15 protein-coding genes are annotated in these 17,963 nt (G+C 61.1%); 5 read left to right on the forward strand and 10 right to left on the reverse strand.

Going from position 1 to position 17,963, the window contains the following annotated elements:
• A partial coding sequence (locus HY962_16160) for a glutamine synthetase beta-grasp domain-containing protein (GenBank protein MBI5648465.1) occupies positions 1 to 1,358 on the reverse strand: 1,358 nt, incomplete at its 3' end.
• A gap of 213 nt (positions 1,359 to 1,571) precedes the next feature.
• Here HY962_16160 and HY962_16165 point away from each other — a divergent pair.
• The 4 genes from HY962_16165 (at position 1,572) to HY962_16180 (ending at position 6,532) form a co-directional block, all read left to right on the forward strand.
• Positions 1,572 to 2,441 (forward strand): outer membrane beta-barrel protein, encoded by an 870-nt coding sequence (locus tag HY962_16165; GenBank protein ID MBI5648466.1) that lies wholly within the window; start codon positions 1,572 to 1,574, stop codon positions 2,439 to 2,441.
• Positions 2,442 to 2,491: 50 nt separating this feature from the next.
• The gene (locus HY962_16170; protein MBI5648467.1) at positions 2,492 to 3,436 is read left to right on the forward strand and encodes an outer membrane beta-barrel protein; all 945 of its coding nucleotides are present in this window, start codon (positions 2,492 to 2,494) and stop codon (positions 3,434 to 3,436) included.
• A 14-nt stretch (positions 3,437 to 3,450) separates the two neighbouring features.
• A complete protein-coding gene (locus HY962_16175) occupies positions 3,451 to 4,956 on the forward strand; it encodes a PD40 domain-containing protein (GenBank protein MBI5648468.1) in 1,506 nt (501 codons plus the stop codon).
• A 430-nt stretch (positions 4,957 to 5,386) separates the two neighbouring features.
• Positions 5,387 to 6,532 carry a glycosyltransferase family 4 protein gene (locus HY962_16180; protein MBI5648469.1) on the forward strand — a complete coding sequence of 382 codons (1,146 nt, stop codon included), beginning with the start codon at positions 5,387 to 5,389 and terminating at the stop codon, positions 6,530 to 6,532.
• Between the two features lie 472 nt (positions 6,533 to 7,004).
• Here HY962_16180 and HY962_16185 read toward each other — a convergent pair whose 3' ends face one another.
• The 9 genes from HY962_16185 to bshA form a co-directional block, all read right to left on the reverse strand.
• The gene (locus tag HY962_16185; protein MBI5648470.1) at positions 7,005 to 7,913 is read right to left on the reverse strand and encodes a hypothetical protein; all 909 of its coding nucleotides are present in this window, start codon (positions 7,911 to 7,913) and stop codon (positions 7,005 to 7,007) included.
• Complete coding sequence (locus HY962_16190) at positions 7,910 to 8,737, reverse strand: LOG family protein (protein ID MBI5648471.1); 828 nt, start codon at positions 8,735 to 8,737, stop codon at positions 7,910 to 7,912. The genes HY962_16185 and HY962_16190 overlap by 4 nt, the downstream gene beginning before the upstream one ends.
• Positions 8,738 to 8,747: 10 nt before the next feature.
• Positions 8,748 to 9,476 (reverse strand): SDR family oxidoreductase, encoded by a 729-nt coding sequence (locus HY962_16195; protein ID MBI5648472.1) that lies wholly within the window; start codon positions 9,474 to 9,476, stop codon positions 8,748 to 8,750.
• Positions 9,473 to 10,435, reverse strand: a complete 963-nt coding sequence (locus HY962_16200) for a hypothetical protein (protein MBI5648473.1) — start codon at positions 10,433 to 10,435, stop codon at positions 9,473 to 9,475. The genes HY962_16195 and HY962_16200 overlap by 4 nt, the downstream gene beginning before the upstream one ends.
• Complete coding sequence (locus HY962_16205; GenBank protein ID MBI5648474.1) at positions 10,432 to 11,379, reverse strand: dihydroorotate dehydrogenase; 948 nt, start codon at positions 11,377 to 11,379, stop codon at positions 10,432 to 10,434. The genes HY962_16200 and HY962_16205 overlap by 4 nt, the downstream gene beginning before the upstream one ends.
• Positions 11,376 to 12,140, reverse strand: coding sequence for a dihydroorotate dehydrogenase electron transfer subunit (locus HY962_16210; GenBank protein ID MBI5648475.1), 765 nt, complete (start codon positions 12,138 to 12,140; stop codon positions 11,376 to 11,378). Before HY962_16210 ends, HY962_16205 begins: the two co-directional genes overlap by 4 nt.
• A gap of 17 nt (positions 12,141 to 12,157) precedes the next feature.
• On the reverse strand, positions 12,158 to 14,809 hold the full coding sequence (locus tag HY962_16215) for a tetratricopeptide repeat protein (protein MBI5648476.1): 2,652 nt from the start codon (positions 14,807 to 14,809) through the stop codon (positions 12,158 to 12,160).
• 228 nt (positions 14,810 to 15,037) lie between these two features.
• Positions 15,038 to 15,187, reverse strand: a complete 150-nt coding sequence (locus tag HY962_16220; GenBank protein MBI5648477.1) for a hypothetical protein — start codon at positions 15,185 to 15,187, stop codon at positions 15,038 to 15,040.
• A gap of 254 nt (positions 15,188 to 15,441) precedes the next feature.
• On the reverse strand, positions 15,442 to 16,563 hold the full coding sequence (gene bshA / locus HY962_16225; GenBank protein ID MBI5648478.1) for an N-acetyl-alpha-D-glucosaminyl L-malate synthase BshA: 1,122 nt from the start codon (positions 16,561 to 16,563) through the stop codon (positions 15,442 to 15,444).
• Between the two features lie 211 nt (positions 16,564 to 16,774).
• On the opposite strand from bshA, the gene HY962_16230 reads away from it, so the two are divergent.
• Positions 16,775 to 17,386, forward strand: coding sequence for a YigZ family protein (locus HY962_16230; protein MBI5648479.1), 612 nt, complete (start codon positions 16,775 to 16,777; stop codon positions 17,384 to 17,386).
• Positions 17,387 to 17,963 lie beyond the last annotated feature (577 nt).

Consider the following 17,963-nt stretch of genomic DNA (forward strand, 5'->3'; position numbering starts at 1 on the left):
AAATACATCTCGTATTCGAACGGGTGCGGCATGGTGGCGATGGCGTGTACTTCCTCGCGCTTCACTTTGAGCCACTGGCGGATGAGGGACTCGGGGAACACACCGCCGCGCTGTAGGAATTCGTTGTCGAGTTCCAGCGCGTCTAGGGCTTCGGCCAGATTGCGCGGGAGGAATTTGAGCGAGGGGATGCCCGAGATGTCGCCGTCGTGCGGACCAAAACCCTCGGCGGCCGGATCGATGCGGTTCACGATGCCGTCGATGCCCGCCATCATCATCGCCGCAAGCATCAGATAGGGATTGGCCGTTGCGTCGGGCGGACGGTATTCCATCCGTGTCTCCTTCGGATCGGACACGTAACGCGGAATACGGATGCACGAGCAGCGGTTGGCCATGCCGTAGGTCACGGCCACGGGCGCTTCAAAACCGGGCACCAGACGCTTGTAGGAATTTGTGCTCGGATTGGTGAAGGCCGCCAGCGCGTGAGCATGTTTCAAGAGGCCGCCGATGTAATGCCGTCCGGTCTCGCTGAAATTGGCGTAGGTGCCTTCCTCGTAGAACACGTTGGTGTCGCCGCGCATCAGGAACTGGTGCAGGTGCAGTCCGCTGCCCGCCTGCTGATACATCGGCTTCGGCATGAAGGTGATGTGCAGGTTATGCTGTACGGCCTGGTTGAAGAGGATGTACTTGGCGGTCACGATGTTGTCGGCCGTCTTGAGCAGCGGATCGAAGAAGAGTTCGATTTCCTGCTGTCCGCGCTCCCCCACCTCGTGGTGATGGTACTTCACGGGTATGCCCGCGCGTTTGAGCAGCGTGCAGCTCTCGTCGCGCAGATCGTCGTAGAGGTCGAAGGGATTACACGCGTGGTACGCGTTGTGGTAGAATTCCTCGGCGTGTTCGATGTGATAATACGAGGCCGAGGTGCGCGTATCGTAGTCCACCTTCGAAAAAATGTAGTACTCGAATTCGGGGCCCCACAGCGAACGGTCGGCGATGCCGAGTGTCGAGAGCAGCTTCTCGGCCTGGGCGGCAATCCAGCGCACATCCTGCGGGAAACGGGAACGCGCCGCGTCGGTGAGAAGTATGTCGGTGTAACAGGTAAGCGTCGGTTTGTCGCGGAACAGATCGGGCTGCAGCGTCGAGAGATCGGGCTTGACGATCATGTCGCTGTTCTCGGCCTTGGCGAAACCGTAACTCGAACCGTCGAAACCCACGCCGTGTGCCATGATGCGTGCGAGTGTGTCGGACTCGAGCGGCAGCGTCACGTGATGCAGGCGGCCGACAAGGTCGATCGTCTTCAGGTCGATGAATTGAGTGGCGTGCTCGGAGATGAGCTTCTGGGCGCGGTCGAGATCTGTCACGAGGTACTCCGGTCTGTGTCGCGAAAGGCGCCCGTCCTGCGGGAAACCAATGGACGGGCGAAAAGTGTGAAAAAATAGGTCTATGTCGGGAGAAAGACAACTTGCTTCCAAGAGCCGGTTTTGCTAAATAGGAATGCTTACAAAACAGACAATCCTCTCTTTATTCGGGCCCCGGTCGCCCTCACCCTAGCATACGCGGAGGAACACCGTGTCATGAAACACTTTCAGGGTCTCTTTTGCCTGTGTGCATCGCTGCTGATCCTCGCCGCCGGCACACGCTGCACGGCGGGCGGTCCGGACGGCGACGTGTTGCGGCCGGAACGCCTCCGCGGCACAACATGGTATCTGGGTTTTGATGCCGGACTCAATTACGCGCAGTATTTCGGCACACACGCCTACCGCGCGGGGCTCATGAACCAGAATTATCTCATCAGCACCTGGGCGCGCTTCGAAGGCGGGAACGGATTCGGTTTCATACTGAACGGGACGGTCGACGTCCCGTTGTCAGACAAGACGGGTTTTGTCGCAAAACTCGGATACATCGGCCGCACCGACACGTATTCCTCCACTTTCGACAATCCCATCTTCTACATCGATCCCGCGACCGGCTTCCCCGATCATGCAACACTGAAATCGGAACTGGAACTCTCGATGCAGTTTGTGAACATCGATCTCCTGCTCCGCTATCAGCTCGCGCGGAAATCGTGGTATGTTCTGGGAGGCCTGTCGATCGGCCTGCTGCAAGGCAGCAGCGGCACCTTCACACAATCCATCGTCGCGCCCGACGGGGTCACGTATCCGGCCTATACCGCCGCGGGCGGCATCACACCCTCCGGTTTCCGCGCCCTCGAAATTCGTGACGTGGAAATCAAGGAGTTCGAGGAGGCACGTTTTGCCATCAAGGCCGGTGTCGGCACATGGATCCCGCTGTCCAAATCCGTGTTCTTCACACCCGAACTCTGTCTCGATTTCCCGCTGAACGCCTTCCTCGATCAACCGGGTGAAGCACTCATGTTTATTCCCGCATCCGACATGCGGTTCATGACCGTGACACTCACGGCCGGACTCCGCTTCGGATTGTGATACGCGCTACTGTCTGACTTACGCACACTTTCCACACAGGACACGATCCAATGAAACCACGACACGTTTCTCCACGCGCAGTGATGCTGTTCGCCGTCATGTGCCTTCTGCTCGCGCCCGCGTTGGACGCGGTGAGCGGCGGACCCGACGGCGACGTGCTGCGGCCCGGCCGTTCCTCCGGCCTCGTCTGGAACCTCGGTTTCGACGCGGGCATCACCTACTCGTCGTTCTCGAATGGACCGATCAGCTTCCGCTCGCCGAATCCCTACTGGGGCGGCCTCACCTTTGCGGAGCAGATCGCGAACTGGAATCCCCTGCAACCCGATATCGCCCTGCCTCTCGAGAGCACCATCGACGGCGGCTCCGGCCTCGGCTTTGTGCTCGGCGCCACGGCCGACCTGAGTCTGTCACGCATGTTCGGCCTCGCGCTGAAGGTGAACTATCACACGCGCAACGGCAGCTTCTCGAACGAATACGATACGCAGTTCCTGCATCCGACCACCACCACCGGGCAGACCATGGTGCTGCGTGACGAGGTTGATTGGAGCTTCACGTACATCGGCGTGGATCTGCTCGCGCGCATACAATTACTGGAAGACAGTTGGTATCTGCTTGTTGGGCCGTCCTTCGGGAGTCTCAGCTCCAACAACGCCAAACTTACGCAGACCATTGTGCGGCCCGACGACATCTATTACACCGAGCAGGTGTACCAGAACAATCCGACCGAGCGCCAGTTGAAGTCTGCCGGTTCCGAAGGTGAAATCACGGGCTTCGAGAGCAGCCGTTTCGATCTGAAGGCCGGCGTGGGAACATGGATACCGCTCGGACCCACGTTATTCCTCACGCCCGAAGTGACCGTGGCGATACCGCTCACAAAGATCGCAAAGGGCGTGAGCGGCACGGCGCGTTTTAATCCGCCATTCACACCGAACAATCCCGACTGGAATGCACTGACCATATTCGCCACCGTCGGCATACGCTGGCGCCTGAAATGAACGGAGAGACAGCCATGAAAAAAGTGATCCCTGTATTGATCCTCCTTCCGGCGATTCTGTTCTCCGTTCACGCGCAGAGCACGGAATCGATCGAGAACCGGCAGATCATCACGCCAAAAACATACGAAGTGACACTCACGAATCTGGGCGAGGAGGTCAATTCCTCCGACGACGATTTTTCGCCGCTGGTGCTCGGAAACGGCCGTGTGATCTACTTCACCACCAACCGTGACGGCGATCAGAACATCTACTCCGCGATCTCCGAGGGCACGGCATGGAAACAGACGATGAACGTGGGACCAAGCGTCAACACCGACGGCAATGACGGCTCGGCGTGTATGACACCCGACGGTCATTGGATGGTGTTCAGCGCCTGCGGCCGCGAGGACGGGCTGGGCGACTGCGACCTGTACATCGCCGAGTACGCGGGCGGCACCTGGCGCAACATCAAGAATCTGCGCGCGGTGAACTCGCCGCAGTGGGATTCGCAGCCCTCGCTCTCGCCGGACGGTATGACACTGTACTTTGTGTCGGAGCGCGAGGGAGGCCAGGGACTTGGTGACGTGTGGATGTCGAAGCGCAGCGGTGACGACTGGTCAGTGCCCGTGAATCTCGGCACACCCGTCAACACCGCGGGCGACGAGATGAGTCCCTTTATTGCGGCCGACAACCGCACGTTGTACTTCTCGTCCAACGGACATCCCGGCGTGGGCGGCTTCGACGTGTACGTGTCGCGCGCGGCGGGCGGCGCCTGGGGCGCGGTCGAGAACGCGGGTGCGCCGATCAACTCGGCATACGACGACATGTTCTTCACGACGCAGCTCGGCACCGAGAATGTGTTTTTTGCCTCGTCGCGTCCCGAAGGCAGCGGCGACCTCGACCTCTTCATGGGCGTGCCGAATCCCCTGCCGCCCGGCGCGGTGACCGCAGTGCTCGGCAGCGTGGCCGACAGCAAGACCAAGGCCCCCGTGGGTGCGACACTCACCGTGCGGGATCTGAAGACCAACGAAGTGGTGAGTTCCTTCCACAGCAACGACATGGACGGCAATTACGTGGTGGTGCTGCAGCCCGGCCGTTCCTACGCCATCACCGCCGAGGCGCCCGGGTATCTGTTCTACTCCGACCGTTTCGACGTGCCGCGTGATGCCGCGAACAACACCATCCGAAAGAACATCGAACTCACGCGCGACATCGTGCGTCTGCTCGTGTACTTCGATTTCGACAAGTCGACACTGCAGCAGGAGTCGTCGGTGGATCTCGACCGCGCCGTGCAGTGGTTGAAGACCAACAGCAGCGTGCGTGTGGAACTCGCCGGACACACCGACAATGTCGGTTCCGCCGATTACAACAAACGGCTCTCGCAGGAACGCGCGAAGGCCGTGATGGATTACCTGATCTCGAAAGGCATCCCATCATCGCGCATGACCTCGAACGGGTACGGCATGGATCAGCCCGTGGCCACCAACGAGACCGAGGAAGGCCGCGCGTTGAACCGCCGCGTGGAGTTCCGCGTTAAATAAGACTCATCACTCTTTTTATCCACCGGCGCCCCGTTCCGCCCCCGCGGACGGGGCGCTCTCACGCCTCACGACGTGGGTTGGTGAATGTCGCCCGCTTCGCGGGCTCGTGAACTTCGATGGCGTGCCTCTCCCACGCCTCACGGCGTGGGTTGGTGAATGCCGCCCGCTTCGCGGGCTCGTGAACTTCGACGGCGTGCCTCTCCCACGCCTCACGGCGTGGGTTGGTTAATGCCGCCCCTCCGGGGCTCAGCGAGACACTGTGCCGCTGTCTCGCGTCCGCACTCCCCCGTCCTCACTCCCCACTCCCTACCCCCAACTCCCCACTCCCAACTCCCTACTCCCAACTCCTCACTCCCAACTCCCAACTCCCAACTCCCCACTCCCAACTCCCCACTCCCAACTCCCACCTCCCTCCCGTATATTAGGCCCCATGGCTCGTTCCCTTACCATCGTCCTGACAAACGACGCGCGCGACATAGCGGGCGGCGAAAACTACGTATTGTATGTCGCGCGCGGAATGCGCGAGCGCGGACATCGTGTCATCATCGCGCCGCTGGCGGGCTCGATGCTCGCGGCGGAAGCGAAGGCGCGCGGCTTCGAGACCCGCGAAGTGCCGTACGCCTCGGGCGGACGCGAGTTTACCGCGGCGCGGACACTGGCACGCGTCTTACGACACGACAAGGTGGACGTCATCCACTCGAATTCAAATCACGACCGCACCATAGGCGCCATCGCTGCGCGCGCGCTCAAATGCGCCAGCATCGCCTCGATACACAGTTGCCTGAGCATCAGCCACAACATCACACACTGGGTGCGCAATCGTTTCCTCATCGACCGTTTCACACCGGTCGGACATTCCACCGCGCGTATCATGACGGGCACCGATCACATCCCCGCCGCACGCATCAGCGTGGTGCATATCGGTCTGCCGGAGGAGGACGTCCGCTACACCGACGAGGGCCGCTCGAAAGTGCGGCGCGAACTCGGCCTCGACGACAACACGGTTCTGCTCGGCAATCTCGCGCGCCTCGTCGCGTTTAAAGGCCACACCTACCTGCTCTCGGCCATGCAGCATCTGCTGCCGCGTCATCCGCAGCTCCGCTGCGCCATCGCTGGTGACGGCGAACTACGCACTTCGCTGCAGAGCCAGATCGACGCACTGGGCATCGGCCACGCGGTGACACTGCTCGGACATCGGACAGACATATCCGAATATCTTTCGGCCTGCGACATCTACGTGCAGCCCTCCGTGGACTTCGGCGGCGAGACCTTCCCCGTCTCCATCCTCAACGCCATGGCCGCCGGCAGGCCCGCCGTCGCCAGCGACGTGGGCGACATCCGCTACATGGTGCTCGACGGAGAAAACGGCATCCTGACAAAGGAGAAAAACGTCCGCTCGCTCACCGATGCACTCGAGACCCTCATCACGGATGCTCAGCGCCGCGTCGCGATGGGCGCGCGGGCGCGCGAGCTGTTCCTCGAACGATTCACCCTCGACACGATGATCGGCAATCTCGAACACGTGTACCGCGAAGTGCTCACCTCCAGGGGTGGGAAATCGAGTGCAGGGAGATAGCGGAAGAGAATAATCACAGGAGGAACGGAGGAAACGGAGGTTTTTTCTTCGGCCTTCGGCCGGCTTGCATATTGCGTCTGCGGCCTCGCCACTACGGTTTCACGGGAGATGACGGGAAGAGAATAATCACAGGAGGAACGGAGGAAACAGAGGTTTTTTCTTCGGCCTTCGGCCGGCTTTCATATTGCGTCTGCGGCCTCGCCACTACGGTTTCACGGGAGATGACGGGAAGAGAATAATCACAGGAGGAACGGAGGAAAGGGAGGTTTTTTCTTCGGCCTTCGGCCGTTCCTACTATGATTGTACTCTCCCGCTAGCTCACTGCGATCTCCCGAGATTAATCGAGAGACCGTGGAGGAAAGACGAGAGACGCACACTGAAAGACGGCCAGAGGTACATGAATTCCGGCCGAAGGCCGAAGAAAAAACCTCCCTTTCCTCCGTTCCTCCTGTGAAAAATCCCCCTTAGAACATCAAGACACGTCTTCGTCGTCCTCGTCTTCGACGTCGTCCTCATCGGTCGCTGAATTCACGGGGAATTCGGGATTGACGAAGTGCAGTATTTTTGCGATGCGTGTCACTTCCTCGGTGCGTCCGCTCTTCTGATACGCGAGGAAAAGATTGCGCCACATGCGCTCGAGAATTTCGCCGGGCTCGACGGGCGCCAGCATGGCGGACGTGAACTGTATGCCGTTCGAGGCCAGCAGCGAGCGGCACTGCTCCTGCGTGATGATCATGCCCGCGTTGAACGGATCAACAAAAAACATGCGCGTGCCGTCGTCGTACTGCACGAGGAAGTGCATGGGCATGCCGATGCCGTGCAACTGCAGGTCCAGGCGGCGTCCGACCAGCAGCATCACCACCGACAGCGTGATGGGGATGCCGCGGCGGAAATCGATCACCTTGTTGATGAAGCTGTTGTCGGGATTGTAGTAGTCGTGCTGATTGCCCGCGAAACCCAGTTCACTGAACAGGTACGAGCGCATTTTCATGAAGCGGTCGATGGGTGTGGCACGCATGCCGCCGAGCACGCGGATATCGGCGGCCATCTCGTTGAGCCGTCGACGGTAGGCCTCGGTGTCGATGTCGGGATACCCGTAGCGCGCGATGGTGAAGACACCCTCCTCGAGATCCGGCTGCACGGAGCGGTCGGCATAGAGCTGCCCGAGCCGGCGGAAAGTGAGCGTGAGGCGTATATCGTCGACCAGCTCGTCCACACGTTCGCGATGCAGACCGTGCAGCGCCGAGAGCGCGCGCAGCGGCGCGACAACCTCGTCGCCCAATTCGAGCAACCTGTCGCGGACGGCCTCCTGCACCGACGTTTGTGCGTCGTCGAGCAGCGAGAAAAGCGCCCAGAGTTCGCGGTCGCTAATGCGGTTCACAGGTATCGGTCGGTGAGTTTCTTTTTGAGAAAGTTGAACGCCTGTTTTGGCGTGTCGGCGAATTCAAAGAGTGACAGATCCTCTTTGCTGATGAGTCCCGCCTCAAGCAGTCCCTCAAAATTAAGAATCTTCTTCCAGAAATCGGAGCCGTAGAGCAGCACAAACACCTGCTTGCGCAGCTTGTCGGTCTGCACCAACGTGAGTGTCTCGAATAGTTCGTCGAGTGTGCCGAAGCCGCCCGGGAACACCACCAGCGCTTTCGCGGGATAGACGAACCAGAACTTTCGCATGAAGAAGTAGTGGAATTCGAGATTCAGTTCGGGCGGGATGTACGGATTCGGTTCCTGCTCGAAAGGCAGGGAGATGTTCAGCCCGACCGACTTGGCTCCGGCGAGCTGCGCGCCGCGGTTGGCGGCCTCCATGATGCCGGGTCCGCCACCGGAGGTGATCACGAAGCGGCCTTTTTTCGGCAGGCCGAGCGCCCACTTCGAAAGCAGGCGCGAGAGTTCCACCGCGTCGTCGTAATAGCGCGCCTGTTTGAGCAGCGTCTCGACCTTCTGCAATTCCTCGATGAGCCGCTTCGAACCGCCGCGGGATCCCGGCGTGTTCATGGCCTGCAGGAGTTCGGCCTTGCGCTCTTCCGCATGCTCGCGCGAGACGAGGCGCGCCGAGCCGAAAAAGACAATCGTGTCCTGAATCTGATTCTTGCGGAGCCGCTGCAGTGGTTCGAAGTACTCCGACAGCAGGCGTATGGGCCGCGCGTCGGGGCTGTTGAGAAAATCGAGATTCTTGTAGGACTTGGTTGTGAATTTGGTCGGTGCCATGGGCGCGGTTTCAGGTGGCGTCGAAACTTCCTCCATCCACGGGAAGTGTGTGCCCGGTAATATACTGCGAGCCCTGTGCGAGAAAAAGAACCGCGGATGCGATATCGGCGGGTGTGGCGTAGCGCTGCATGGGGATACGTTCGGCGGCGACGGTCTGCGCCTCGTCCTCGTCCGGAAACAGGATGATGCCGGGTGCGACGGCGTTCACGCGCACGTCGGGCGCGAGGGCTTTGGCGAGCGCCCGTGTCAACATCACCTGGCCCGCCTTCGACACGTTGTACGGGATATGCGTGACCCAGGGCGCGAAGGCCCCTCCCGACGCGATGTTCACCACCGCGCCGTGTGTCGCGCGTAACATCGGCGCGCAGGCCTGCGTGAGGAAAAACACGGCGCGTGTGTTCACGATCTGCGCCAGGTCCCACTGCTCAGGAGTGACATCCTCGAAACGCGCGACCGGAAACACACCCGCGTTATTCACAAGCAGATCGAGTCGCGGCACGGATGAGCGTATCTCGTCCGCGATGCCGCGGATATCATCGATGCTGCTCAGGTCGCCGTGCACGGTCCATACCCTGCGGCCGAGGGTCTCGATCTGTGCCGCGATGTCGGCGAGTGCGTCGGTGCTGGTATTGGCGTGAAGAACTATATCATATCCCGCCTCCGCAAGCGCGAGCGCGAGCGAGCGCCCGAGGCGGCGGCCGGATCCGGTGACACAGGCGATGCGAGTTTCCGTGCTCATGGTACTACCTCCATGCTTGGAGCGGGTCCGAGCACCGTTGCAGGGATGGTCGCGGTGCCGCTCTCGACTGCCAGTGCTGTTCCTGCGTCCACGTGTGCCACACGGACGCGTGCAAGTGCGTACAGGCCCTCGGCCACCGCTTCCGGAGCCACGGATGTCAGGTACCCCGCGTCGGCGCCCGATGCTGTAAGTCGGTCGCCCGCGCGCGGCGTGGCGGCGCCCGCGTCGAGAAGCACGCGACAGAGCAGGCGCTGCACCTTGCCGTAGCTGTCGAGCCGCGCGATGACTTCCTGGCCGATGTAGCAGCCCTTGGTGAGACTCACCGCCGCCGCCGCACCCGATTCAAAGGGATGAGCGGTCTCGTCCAGTTCCCCGTTCCACGAGGGATAGCCGTGTTGAATACGCCACTGTTCGAAGTCGGCCTCGTCCGCCTCGGCGAGTCCCGCGTCCTCATACAATGCGCGAGCAGTCGCCTCGGCGCCGTCCGCGGGCAGGATCAGGCGCAGACCCGGCGCCTGCACGCTCGCGTGGCGAAGCCACAGCGCGCCGGACAGCGCGGGATGTGCCGCGCAGTATCCGAGATTCGGAGCCGTTTCTCCGATACCTGCGGGCAGCGTGCCGTCGGCCGCGGGAGTGATCTCGAACTGCCTGTATGAGGAGGAGATGTCGCTGTACACGACGTCCTCCATGATAGTGTATTTTTCGAGCCAGGCGACAATGCGCGCGGCGCGTCCTGGCGAGACGAGCAGCAGCGTCTCGTCGTGCGATACGGTCGCGGCCAGCACGGCGTCGATCACGCGCGCCTTTTCGGTGACAAGCAGGGTCTCGCGCGCCTCGCCTTCATGCAACGCCACAAGCGCCTGTGTCGAGAGGCGGTTGAGCAGCTCGGGAAACTCGGCGCCTCGCGCGGCGATGACGCCGTGTGAAGGCAGCGCCCGCGCGAAGGGCGGCCGGGTCATCGCGCCGCGACGAATCCCGGCGCCGTGGCCTGCGCCGCCGTCTGCATCGCGCCGACAAGTTCCTGTATGTCGTCGATGCCTTCACGTGTGCAATACGCGGCCATGCCTTCCGCGATTTTTGCGCCCGCGTCCGGATCGCGGAAATTCGCCGTGCCCACCTGAACGGCGGTGGCGCCCACGAGGAGAAATTCGATCGCGTCTTCCCAGGTCATGATGCCGCCGATGCCGACGATGGGAATTTTTACCGCGCGCGCCGTCTCGTACACCTTGGCCAGCGCCACTGGTTTGATGGCGGGACCGGAGAGTCCGCCCGTGATGGTCGAGAGTTTGGGACGCCGCGTGCGCACGTCCACCGCGAGGCCCACAAGGGTGTTGATGAGCGACACCGCGTCGGCGCCCTCGTCTTCACATGCCTGCGCAAATTCTGAGATGCGCGTGACGTTCGGCGTGAGCTTGATGATGAGCGGCTTGGTGGTGCGCGGACGCAGCGCGCGTGTGATCGCCGCGGTCATGTCGCACTTGGTGCCGAAGTTGAGTCCGCCGTCCTTGACGTTCGGGCAGGAAACGTTGATCTCGTATCCGTCCACGCCCTCCTCGCCGTCCACGCGTTCGAGCACTTCCACGTACTCGTCGATGGAACTGGCAGCGATGTTGACGATGATCGTGGTGTCGAGCGTGCGCAGGAAGGGCAGCTTGTCCGACACGAAGGCCTCGACGCCCACGTTTGCGAGGCCGATGGAATTGAGCATGCCGCTCGCGGTCTCGGCGATGCGTGTCGGCGCGTTGCCCTGCCGCGGCAGCTTGCTGACGGATTTTGTTACGATGCCGCCCAACTTCGAGAGCGTGGTGTAGGCGGACACTTCGTTGCCGTAGCCGAAGGTGCCCGACGCCACGAGGACGCGGTTTTTCAGCGTGAGGGATCCGATTGTGCAGGCGGTATTCATGCGTGGAACTCGTGGAATATGATGTCGCGCGAATCAAAACACGGACCGTCGGTGCATACCAGCGCGTATTTCCTCTCCCCTTCAACACGCTCGATCGGGCAGCCCTGGCAGATGCCGACGCCGCAGGCCATTTCCGACTCGAGCGACAATTCGCAGGGGATGCCGTACGTGGACGCGAAGTCCTGCGTCGCGCGGAGCATGGCGTTGGGTCCGCAGGCGAAGATGCGCGGCGCGGGCGCCTCGTGTGTCTCGAGCCACTGCGCGAGACAGCCGATCACTGTGCCGTGAAATCCTTCGCTGCCGTCGTCGGTCGCGACATGCAGGTTGTCGAGTCCGTCGCGCACCACGCGTGAGGCCGAACGCGCGCCCAGGAAAGTCTGTACCGCGCGTCCCTCCGCGCGGAGCTGCGCGGTCAACAGCGGGAACGGCGCGACGCCAATGCCGCCGGCCACGATCAGCGCGGTCTCGAAGTCCTTTGTGTACCCGAAGGTGTTGCCGAGCGGACCCAACACGCCGATCGTTTCGCCCGCGCGTTTTGCGGCAAGTATGCCCGTGCCCTTTCCGACCACGGAAAAAAGGATCTCGCACTCCTCTTCCACGATGTTCGAGATGCTGTACGGCCTGCGCAGTAACGGATCGCTCAGATCGCTCACGAGGATGTTGAGGAATTGTCCTGGCTTGAGGGCCGCGGCGAGGTCGGGGGCATGGAAGCGCAGCGCGTACGTCTCATCCGCCACGGGGCGTATGGAAGTGACGCGCATCGCGCGGTTCACTGGTGTCATTTTCCTTTCCCTGGAGGGGGCTGTGTGGGCGGAGGTGGAACGGGCTGCTGCAGCGGCACGCTGAGCGGCTGATTGTCGGTATCGCCACCCGACGAAGGCGGCTGTGTGCCCGGCGCCTGCGGCGGTTGTGCTCCCGGATCGGACGCGCCGGGGAGGGGCGTGTCGCCCTGCGTGCCGGGTTTGCCCGGTGCATCGGGCACTGCCTGTTTCTTGGGTTTGTCTTCCGGCAGATTCAGCGGGAAGTCCTCGTCCTTGGTCGGATCGTGTTTCCGCTGGAAACGCAGCGTGGTGGTGTCGCGATGTGTGACAACCTGCGGCACTTTCTTCGCCTCGCGCTCCTTGCGCAGTTCTTCCTCGCGTTTCTTTTCTTCTTCCTTGCGGATGCGTTCGGCTTCGTCGGTCTTGATTCTGTCGATCGACGCGAGCACGTCCTTCGCCCGCTGCGTGTACTTCGATGCGGGATGCTGCAGCACCATGCGGCGATAGATCGCGAGCGCCGAATCACCCTTGCCCGGCGTCTCCTCGAGCACCATCGCGATCGCGAGCTGCGCGCGCACGGACTCGTCGCTGTGCGGGTAATTCTGGCGCATGCGCTCGAGCGACGCGAGCCCGTCGGCCGTGGCGCGCTGTTCGAGCAGCGTCGCGCCGCGTTCGTAGGCCTCGCGATACACGGTAAGCGAATCTTTTGCGACGGGCATCCCGCGCGCGAGCATCAGTGTGCGCGCGAAACGTGTCTCGGGCAGTTTGGTGATAAGCCGGTCCTCGTACTCGCGCGCCTGTATGGTGTCGCCTGAGCGGCGCGCGATGGCGGCCATCGTGTACAGCGCATTTGCAAGCACGGTGTCGGGCAGAGAGCCGTCGAGCGCGAGCCGGTAATAATATGCGGCGGAATCCAGATCGCCGACTTTGTCGAACAGCACCCAGCCGACATCCATGCGTGATATGGAAAGCACACGCAGGACGGAGTCGGGCGGAACCGTGCGCAAATTTACGCGTCGATACAAGGGTTGCACGCCGGCCGGGGCCTGAGGCACACCGCCAGCACCCATGGGCGACACGGCCAGTGTGCCGCTCGTCGGCGGTGCCGAGGGATTGATACGGCCGCTGTTGCGTCCGTGCGGCCTGCGCCGTGAGATGCGCTCCTGATACCGCTGATCCTCGCTCAGCGCGCTGCCGCCGCTCTGTTTCAATTCGGTGCGGGCCACGCTGTCGGCTATTGCACGAACGGAATCGCGCGCCGTGAGAGAGTCGGGGTACAACACATAGAACAGCAGCGTGTCGAGTTCGAACATGCGGTTGCGCAGCTTGCGATACTCGCCGAGCTGATCCGCGCGCCTGCCGCCGAGCGTCGAGGCGGGGATGCCCGGATACGCGGTGCGTGCTGCGCTGTAATACTCGAAAGCCTTGTCGTAGTTCTTGCCCTTGGTTTCGTACATCTTGCCGAGAGCGTAGGCGGCTTCGGCCGATTCCGGACGCTGACGGAACGTGGTGTCGACATAGCGGTACTGGTCCACGGCCGCGGGAATTTCATCCACCGTCTCGTACAAGCGGCCGATCTCCATCTGCAACTGCCCGTCGTATTCGATGTAGGTGGGATTGTCGAGCATGTCGACCAGCGTGTTCACCGCGTCGTCGATGCGGCCCATCTCGCGCGCGAGACGCGCATAGTTCAGTTCCGCAAAAAACAGCACATCGCGGTCGCCGTTCGAACGGGCCAGTGCGCGGTACGCGTCGAGCGCGCCGGCGCGGTCGCCGCTTTTTTCGAGTTCACGCGCGAGCGAGAGATAAAGCTGCACACGTTCGTCGGAGGTGGACTGCAGTTCGGTGCCCTTGCGGTAACTCTCCACCGCCTTCTGCGACTGGCGCAACGCGAGATACATGTCGCCCAGGGACAGGTAGGCCTGCAGCGCCACGGCGGGTTCGTCCTGCCGCGCCGCCTCATCGATGGAGGCGTTCAACTGCTTCTCGGCATCGTCGAACAGATCCATCATCATCGAATTTTTTCCGAGCCACAACATCGCTTCCGCGCGGAGGGGACTCTCGGGAAAACCATCGATGAGTTCGTTGAATTTGCGTTCGGCCTTTGTGTATTCCTGCTTGTAGAAGTAGGCCTTGCCGATGAGCAGCAGCGCGTTATCGACCCACTTGCTCTTTTTATAGTCCACCAGAATGCGTGAACACTTGGCGATCACCTTGTCGAGATTCTCGAGCGCTGTCGCGGGCACACCCACGCCCTGCATGCCCCGCTGCTTGGTCATCGACAGTATCGGTGCGCCCATGCCGGGCTGCATCGGTGGACGCATACGCGCGCCATCGGGCGACGGCGGTACCTCACCCGCGTCGGAAGGTGTGGAGACGGCTCCGTCGGGCGCAACCACGCCGTGCATGACGGGAGCCGCGGGATTCATCAACGGATCCACATCCTCGCCGGGCACGGAGAGCTGTGTGATCGACGTGTTGTCGACCAGTTTTTTCTCCTTGCGTATCTCCGTCTCCGCTTCCGCGAACAACTTCGACGCGTTGTAATACGTGTTGAAGAAGCCCGTGGCATTCTGATACTTGGTCTGTGTAAAATCCCAGACGGCGCAACCGGAAAGGAGCCCGGCCGCCATCACGGCGGTTACACACGGGAAAACGAGTCGTGTCACGAATCGGAGCGCTATCACTTGCGGGAACTCATCATGGAGCAGGCAAATTAGGCCCTCCACCCCCTGTGAAGCAAGGCAGGCGGAATTTTTGACTCTCCCCGCATCGTAGACCGACGCATGTCACAGATCCGGCGATGGGAAATAGGAAGCATCCCCTCTCGAATTGGTGCGGGAAGGGATGGAGCAACACGACGCCGCGGAGGCGCCGTATCTACTACACACACCCGTTTATTCGACGGGGGCGGCTGCCCGGGACTGCGGAGGCACAACAAAGAACTCGGCGCCGTCAAGATGCTCCCACATCTTGTCGTCGGCGTTCTCCGTCTGCAGTTTCTTCGAGCGGAACAGGGTGAGGATGAGTACGATAAGCTTTTTCATAATGAACCTGAGTGAAACACAGTCAAGTTCATATTACGCAATAACCCTGCCAGAAGATTTTTGTTGAATCAGCGCCCGTAAATCCATGAAAATGAAACAGAGTGTTGCATTTTCTTCATTCGTTGTGGAATTGTTTCCACGGGCCGTCAAAATGCCGACAGTGAAATTGCTGTCGTTAACGCTTCCATGACACCGTAAAACCTGTGGGTTTTTCGTGATTTCCAGTGCTCGTCCGGACGGGTGCCCAAATCGTCCTACTGCCCTATCACCCGTTGATACACTTCCTCGTAGCGGGGAACAACAAGAGCCGTGTCGTACACTTCGACGGCACGTGTCCTGGCCGCTTTCGAAAACAGCTCGTACTTCTGCGCGTTTTGCAGAAGATCGACGGCGTACTTTGCCATACGATCCACATCGCCCATTTCCGCGATGTAGCCGGTCTGGGAATGGATGTTCACCTCGGGTATGCCGCCGGTGCTGGACGAAATAACCGGGAGGCCGCACGACATGGCTTCGAGGGCTGAAAGCCCGAAACTTTCGGACTGGCTCGGCAGGAGAAAGAGATCCGATGCCGCGAGAATTTCCACAATCGCATCCTGTTTGCCGAGGAAACGCACATCTACCTCTATTCCCAGTTCGCGCGAAAGAGTCTCGCATTCATGCCTGTCTGGACCGTCTCCCACGAGCAGCAGTTTCGAAGGGACTTTTTCCCGCACGAGTTTGAACACGCGTATCACATCGGTGACACGTTTCACAGGCCGGAAGTTCGATGTGTGCACGAGGATCTTTTCCCCGTTCGGCGCTATGTGCGAGCGGAAGGCGCACGATGCGCTCGGAGCATATTCCACCGAGTTTATAAAGTTCGGAATGATGTCGATGTCTTTCTCGATGGAATAATTCGTGAGTGTTTTTTCCTTGAGGAAGCGCGACACGGCCGTCACGGCGTCACTCTGTTGTATCGAGAATCGCATCAGCGGGAGGAAGGACGGTTCGAGTCCGACGAGAGTGCTGTCGGTGCCGTGCAGGGTCGTAACGAGTTTCACCGCGTCGCGTCCCACGATCTCGCGCGCCAGATAGCCGCTGACGGCATGGGGGATGGCGTAGTGCACGTGCAGCACGTCGAGCTTCTGGTATTGTGTCACTTCCACAAGTTTGCTGGCGAGCGCGAGCGAGTACAGATTGAAGTCGAACAGCGGATACGTGCTCTGTTCCACCGCGTGGAAGAAAATGTTCTCGTAGAAGTGGGTCAGCCGGAACGGCGACGCGTAGCTGACGAAGTGCACCTCGTGCCCCCGTTGTGCGAGGGCGATGCCGAGTTCCGTGGCGACAACACCGCTGCCGCCGTAGGTGGGATAACAGGTAATACCGATTTTCATGGAGTGTGCGTGCTTGATGGGGGTGTTGTCACAGGAGGAACCGAGGAAGGTAGACTTTTCCTGACGGTTTCTCTCTGGAAACGCGCGGAGCGGGGATGCGGCAAGCGGATCGGCATGACGCACCTGTGCAACGTTTCTTTGTGCAGCGTGAATTGCTACGTTGCAATATACGGCCCCGTGTCATCAATGTCGCCGCGGCCGCGAAGATCGAATGGAAGACAGACCGACGGACACATACCTCACCATCGCGGCTCCCTCGCAGGCCGAACTCAAGGAGAAACACTCACGTTTCCTCGCCTTCGCCGCTCCGTGTACGGATGAAGGAGCGGCCGAGTCCATGCTCGCGGCTTTACGCAAAGAGCACTACACCGCCGCGCATCACTGCTCCGCCTGGCGTCTCGGCGCCGACGGCGCGCGATTCCGTTCCTCCGACGACGGCGAGCCCTCGGGCACTGCCGGACGCCGTATCCTCGGCGCCATCGACCGCCTGGGCCTCACTGATACCGCCCTCGTCGTCGTGCGTTACTTCGGCGGCGTGAAGCTGGGCGTCGGACCGCTCGCGAAGGCCTATGCCGAAGCCGCCGCGTCGGCGCTGGACCAGGCGCGTGTGGTCGAACGTATCATCGAAGAGGAGTTCCGCATCCGTTTCTCCTTTGAATGGACACAGCAGGCACACCACGCTCTCGACCGCGCTGGCGCGGCGATACTCGACCGCAATTACGACGACGGCCCTTGCTATCGCGTCCGCATACGCCTCTCGCGCATCCCCGACCTTCACCGCCTCCTTGCCGAATTCACGCAACGCACCGCGCGCGTGGAATAACTCCTCGCACGCGCTACCTTTGTGCTTTCGACGCTGAAAGAGGTTACGGTGTCCATCATCCGCAGCACGTATCGGGAGAGACGCAGAGTGCGCAGTCACGGCCAGAGAGATCACAGAGTCGTTGCCCCACGAGTGGGCAGGAGTATTGCTGTCTTCTCCACACGGCTCGCGGGCAGTTCGTTTCTCTTTGTGGGGACGATGCTCGTGTCCGCCATGGTTCTCTTCTCCGCCGCTGCGGTAGCGCAGAATTCCGGGTCCGTCAAAACGGTCACGGTTGCCGTCATGGACTCCTCACGATCCTCCGTCGCGGATCACGCGCGTATCACACAGTACCGGCGCAACATAACAGCAGCGGACGGGGCTGCGGTACGTCCGCGCACGTCCTCATCCAACAGGAAGTACTCCAAGAACGAAGCAGCCGCAACGTCTGCAGCAGCAACCGGAGCGAAAGCCTTCTCCACTCTCTTGACCGGTGGCGAGGGTGCGGACGGAATAGTCGACATTCTACAGCTCAGTGATACTCTCGTGTATATTCTTATCTCTACGGATTCGAAAGATCTTTGTGACTCGGCTATTG

The sequence above is a fragment of the Ignavibacteriota bacterium genome, assembly GCA_016218045.1.
GTDB lineage: Bacteria > Bacteroidota > Ignavibacteria > SZUA-365 > SZUA-365 > JACRFB01.